Source organism: Mesorhizobium sp. M7A.F.Ca.CA.002.09.1.1 (genome assembly GCF_003998555.1).
GTDB lineage: Bacteria > Pseudomonadota > Alphaproteobacteria > Rhizobiales > Rhizobiaceae > Mesorhizobium > Mesorhizobium ciceri.
Genome location: NZ_RZRR01000428.1, coordinates 1 through 4,610, shown reverse-complemented (window position 1 = coordinate 4,610; position 4,610 = coordinate 1). Strand labels below are relative to the sequence as shown.

The window sequence follows — 4,610 nt, the reverse complement described above, 5'->3', positions numbered from 1 at the left end:
CCGCTGCATCGTGCACTTTGCGCAGTTGCTGCTCGCTGAACCAGCGCGCGACTTCACCCCATTCCGGCGGGGTGAGGTCGGTGGCGTCGCGCCCCACCATGCGCGCCAGCCGCGCGATCGAGCCGTCCACAGTCTTTTCCTTGCCGTCGGCGGGAGGGTGCCTGTCGTCGTCCTCGTCGAGCACGCCCAGGATGCGGTGAGCGTCGGCGATCGAGGCGAAATATTCGTTCATCAGCGGCGTTAGCCTGCCATGGACGGGAGCCGACGAGGCTACGCCGAACAGGAATGTCCTGGTAAAGCCGGTATAGACCAATTCGCCGGTTAGAAGCCGTCCGGCATCGGTGTAGCCGTCATTGGCCACGGCGCCGTTCTTGATGGCGATAATATCGGTGGTGGTGGAGCCCATGTCGACGAACAGGGCATCGCCGGCGAGTTTTGCCACCAACAAGGCTGTCGCGTGCCAATTGGCGGAAGCCACATCGGCGGTCAGCTGCGCTGCCCGCTCGACTCCGACGAAACCGGATGGTCCGGCATAGACCAGCTTTTTGTCTGCGGGGAAATGGGTGGAAATCTGACCCAGCAGAGCCGCCACGCCGGCATCGCGGGACGGAAAGATGTCCGACAGTTCGCCCGTCATGGTGAATGCGTTGAGATCCGCACCCGCGTAGATCGGAGCCGTTTCGTCGAGGGCTGAAGCCAGCTTGTCCAACCCTTGCCAGAGCGGCGTTGCGATCGTTACCGCCTCGACGATGCGACCGTCTTGTGCGCGGGTCACCTTCAGATGCGCGCCGCCAATGTCGAAACCGGCAATGATGCCCTTTCTTTTTTCCACGCTTCAAGCTTTCATGACGGGGGCAATTGGTCGGTGAAAAAGCGTTGCGTATCATTCCGGTTCTCGACCTGAAAGACGGCGTGGTGGTTCGCGCCCAGCAGGGAAAACGCGATCGCTACAGGCCGATCGTTACGCCGCTCAGCCGAAGCCCTGATGTGGTCGCGGTCGCTGAAGGACTGCGTGGGCTTTATCCTTTTTCCACCTTCTACATCGCAGATCTGGACGCTATCGAAGGCGGAGCGCCAAACAGCGACGCACTCGCCCGGCTGAGGACGATGGCGGAGCCGCCGGAACTTTGGGTCGATGCCGGCGTGGCCGACGAAAAGACACTTTTGGCGGCGCTTGCCGAACGCTCGCTGTCTCCTGTTCTGGGCTCTGAATCGCAGCGAGACGACATGTTGCTGCGGCGTTTTCGCGATCATCCCGATCTCATCCTGTCCCTTGATTTCGTCGGCGATAGTTTTTGCGGGCCGCGTTCTCTTCTCGATGAGCCCGAGCTTTGGCCGCAAAAGGTGATTGTCATGACGCTGGCCAAGGTCGGTGCGGCCGCCGGTCCCGACTTCGGGCGGTTGCAGGAGGTCAAGGCCAAGGCCGGAAATCGCGCTGTCATTGCGGCCGGCGGTGTCCGCGACGAGAACGACATCAGGGCCTTGTCCGCCATGGGCGTCGCCGCGGCACTGGTCGCAACCTCATTGCACAACGCTACGCTCACGCCCGGCCACCTCGCGTCACTCGGCGCCTGATCGTCGTTGCTCGTCAGCTCCCGAAGGGCGTGCGCCCTTCGGGAGCTGACGTTTCAAAAGCCCAGAACCTTTTTCAGCCGGCGCAACAGACCATCCGTCTCAGAAGAGGGTTTTTCCTGTGCGGGGCTGTCTCTTGTCTAGGCTGCGAACGGATGCTTGACCTTGTCGCGCTGGGCCGTTGCTTCGGCGGCGGTCGGGGTTCCTGCAACGGCGCGCTGGATGGCTTCCTTTGTCGCCTCGTAATTGTATTTCTGGATCTTGGCGTCGTCCGCCGCGTCCCAATGGATGAATACCCCGACGCAGATGAACACGTCGTCTGCTTCGTTGGCCGGAATGGTCCCGTCCGCAACGCTGTCCTGCACGGCCTTTGCCACGGCGTGCTGCGCCGGGCCGAACATCTGGACCGCCTGTTTGGCACCCTTGATCGTGACCTTGTTGAACATCACGGTGTTGGGTTTGCATTGAAGATTGGGCGCGATCACCGCCAAAAGCGAAGTAAAGCCGTCCTTGTTGTTGGTAAGCGCGTTGCAAAATGCCGTTTCGACCGCGCTCCCCCGCGGGCCGATGAGCAGGTCGACATGCGCGACTTCGTTGCCGTCTCCCACCAGCGATTCACCGACCATAACCTTTGATATTTTTGCCATGCCAATTTCCTCCAAGACACAATTATGATGTCCACGGACGCTGCAACCGAGCAGGCGCTCGATGGACAGCTATCCTTGTTGGCAGCGTCCGGATTTGCCCGGACCGGTTGGCTAGATAGCCGCGGAAGCACAGCTGCCGCTTTTGGAAGTCGAGCACCAACGCCGCGATTATGCAAGGTGAGGGCGAGGGTGTGGACTAAAAGAGTAGCCACGGTGAGGTCGGCCGAGGTGCCGGGGTTGATGTTGTCGGCCTTCAGCCGGCGGTCGAACTCCATGAGCAGACGAATGCGCGACGGTTCGTCGCCCTCGGCATGGAGCGCCGCCTGAACGGCAACGGCTTCCTGCCGCGCCTGATTTGCGACGTGAACGCCGTGCTTGCGCATCACATGGCTGTCGGGGAAGCCGGCGAGAAACGCCATGTAGACGAACACCGTCGGCCACATGCCGTCTTCTTCACGTGCCAACGCTCCATCCAGCGCGGCGAGCCCGACCCCGAACACGTCGCCGAAACAGTTGCTGTACTGGCGAGCGATCATGTCGCGGTCGGCAGCCTCCCTCATCGCGTCCAGCAAATGGACCTTCGGCTCCTGCCGCACATCGTTGGCGGCTTCTCCGAGGCCGCCTGGCGCGGCCGTGACGATCGCCTCGAATACCGCCTTGGTATCCTGCACGCTCAAAGCCCGAAGCAGCGAATCGAGATTGTCACGCAGTCTGTCACCGCCCATTTCGGCGGCGCATATCAGAGGCCCTGCCAGAAGGATGATTCCGAGATTGGTATTGGTTGCGACCGCCAGTCGTGTCGCGCGCACCGCCTCCAGCATCCGCTGCCCGACCGGCAGACGAGGATCGGTCAGCGGCCCGGAGGAAACCTCCGCACTTGTCATGAACTGGGCGGCGGACATGCCGTGTCCGTCGGCGAACAGATGGACGTTGCCCGGCTTTAGGGCTTCGATCTCCATCCTGCAGGCATTCTTATAGCTGGCCCGGAGGCGTTCACGCGAAAGCACCACCTTGCCCGCCCTCACGAATTCGCAGGCGCGGCAAAACGGTAGGGCCGCGGTGCGGCGGCCGCCTCGGCGCGGTCGGCCAGAAGTTTCAGCAAGGCATCGGCGATTGCTTCGGCGATGTTCACGGCGACCACCGACTGCAATCCCGACCATGCGGGCATGCTGTTCACTTCGAGTATGAACAGATTGCCGTCGTCAGCCCGCACGATGTCCACGCCGGCAAAATCCGCGCCGACCGCGGCTGACGCAGCGACGGCCAGCGATGCCAGTTCCGCCTTGCCATGTTCGGAAACCTGTTCCGGCACGCCACCCCGGTTGACGTTCGTGATCCAGTCGTCGCTGATGCGGCTCATCATCGCCACGGTCTCTCCGGCGCAGACAAACACGCGGAAATCCCGGAAAGGCGGACCGGCACGCGACACATATTGCTGAAGGTAGTAGACGCTGTTCACCTCTTCTGCGGCCGGCAGGTCCGAGAACGTGCGGATCAGCTTTATGCCGCGGCCTTGCGCCCCGAACAATGGTTTCAGCACCAGCGGTCCCCGCGGAAGCTCTTGCGCCGCGACCTCCTCGGCGACGGCAAGTCCTTCTACGGCAAAGGTGCGTGGCGTAGGCAGGCCGGCATTTTTCAGGAGGAATGTCGTCATCGACTTGTCGACGCAGCGCTCGATCGCCTGCGCGGAATTCCATACGGGAACCGACAGTCTGCTTAACGCGTGCAGCACCCCGAGGCGCCGGGTAACCGCTTCGAACGATCCGGCGGCGATCGAACGGACGAGCACGGCGTCGGGCAGCGTGCCGCCGAAGCCGGGGATCGCAAGTCCGCTCGGGCTGCTGGTATCGAATGCGATCGCCGCCAGCGGCACGGCTGTAACGGCGGCGCCCCCCCGACCAAGTCCTGCCGCCAGGCCGTTGGAGCCGGTGTCCACTTTGTCGCTGACGATCAGGATGCGAGGGATCATGTGGCCTCTCGGGTGCGGGAATGTCGGCGGCGCGAGCGATTCCAGGCCCTCATGGCAGCGTCCGCGGCAGGGCTGCACGGAAGGCAGTCGCCGGGCGGGCGAATGACAGACGAATCCCTTTGCACCGCCATGCCCTAGCCGAGACTCCGTTCGAGCATCTTCAGATCACGCCGACCGGCGCGAAAAGTATCGCCGGTTTCGATCGCTGTCACGATCACTTCAGCCGGGCTGAACAGCAACGGGTCGATGGCATAGAAATCGCCCTTGAACCGCGTGAATATCTCGGCGAAGGGTTGGCCGTAGTCCCGTGAGGCGCTGCTGGGAAGTTTTTCCGCGAGTTTGCCAGCCTCCTTCGCCGATCCTTTGACGAAGAGCTGGACGCTGCCGCCATAGATGATGGCATCGTTGGTTCGGCCCATAGC

At 62.6% G+C, this 4,610-nt stretch carries 5 protein-coding genes and 1 pseudogene; 1 reads left to right on the top strand and 5 read right to left on the bottom strand.

The genetic code is table 11. The features are described from left to right. A partial coding sequence (locus EN994_RS18740; RefSeq protein WP_127307715.1) for a hydantoinase/oxoprolinase family protein occupies positions 1–832 on the bottom strand: 832 nt, incomplete at its 3' end. 44 nt (positions 833–876) lie between these two features. Here EN994_RS18740 and EN994_RS18735 point away from each other — a divergent pair. Continuing rightward, entirely contained in the window at positions 877–1,575 is a 699-nt protein-coding gene (locus EN994_RS18735) for a HisA/HisF-related TIM barrel protein (protein ID WP_063167854.1), read from the top strand. A gap of 137 nt (positions 1,576–1,712) precedes the next feature. Here the strand turns inward: EN994_RS18735 and fae are convergent, their stop codons facing one another. From fae to EN994_RS18715, 4 genes and pseudogenes are all read right to left on the bottom strand, one after another. Then, positions 1,713–2,219: a formaldehyde-activating enzyme gene (gene fae / locus EN994_RS18730; protein WP_013532036.1), complete on the bottom strand. Its 507-nt coding sequence runs from the start codon at positions 2,217–2,219 to the stop codon at positions 1,713–1,715. 203 nt (positions 2,220–2,422) lie between these two features. Beyond that, positions 2,423–3,226 (bottom strand): annotated as a pseudogene (locus EN994_RS18725) (triphosphoribosyl-dephospho-CoA synthase); the annotation flags it as partial. A gap of 14 nt (positions 3,227–3,240) precedes the next feature. After that, the gene (locus EN994_RS18720; RefSeq protein WP_245458385.1) at positions 3,241–4,155 is read right to left on the bottom strand and encodes a RimK family alpha-L-glutamate ligase; all 915 of its coding nucleotides are present in this window, start codon (positions 4,153–4,155) and stop codon (positions 3,241–3,243) included. Positions 4,156–4,322: 167 nt separating this feature from the next. Further along, positions 4,323–4,610, bottom strand: a 288-nt coding sequence (locus EN994_RS18715; protein ID WP_281060172.1) for a methenyltetrahydromethanopterin cyclohydrolase, incomplete at its 5' end; no start/stop codon positions are given.

What these genes read in the sequence shown, in the direction of transcription:
- fae (WP_013532036.1), bottom strand. Translation starts at nt 2,219, where the DNA reads ATGGCAAAAATATCAAAGGTTATGGTCGGTGAATCGCTGGTGGGAGAC.